The organism is Pseudoalteromonas sp. S1650 (assembly GCF_005887195.1).
Classification (GTDB): domain Bacteria; phylum Pseudomonadota; class Gammaproteobacteria; order Enterobacterales; family Alteromonadaceae; genus Pseudoalteromonas; species Pseudoalteromonas simplex.
The window spans coordinates 1-414 of the sequence record NZ_PNDF01000279.1; the positions used below are offsets into that span (position 1 = coordinate 1).

Annotated in this window: 1 protein-coding gene; it reads right to left on the bottom strand. The window is 44.2% G+C overall.

Annotation, left to right across the window (positions count from 1 at the left end; genetic code table 11):
- A partial coding sequence (locus tag CWB80_RS22390) for a DEAD/DEAH box helicase (protein WP_138686330.1) occupies positions 1–414 on the bottom strand: 414 nt, incomplete at both ends.

Here is a 414-nt window from a genome sequence, read left to right on the forward strand (position 1 = left end):
TGTCGTTACGTGTACGTACGAAACCAATTGCACCATCGTATTGTTCTGCTTCTAAGAAGCGAACGATAGCTGTGTTTTTGTGTACGTGTGCATTCCAATATTGTTGCTCCAGCGTTGATACAGTTGAGTTAGGCGCAGAGATATGAACTTGCTCAGGCGCTTTCTTGTACTTGCTGCTGATATTTTGAATTTGCTTAGGCATGGTCGCAGAGAACAGAGATGTTTGCTTTTCACGTGGTGTTTTCTCCATGATGCTTTCTACATCATCAATGAAGCCCATGAGTAACATTTCGTCTGCTTCATCAAGAACAAGTGCTTGTAAGCTCTCAAACTTGATTGAGCCACGGTTAATGTGGGCAATTAAGCGACCTGGCGTGGCAACAATGATTTGCGCGCCACGACGAAGTGCACTTA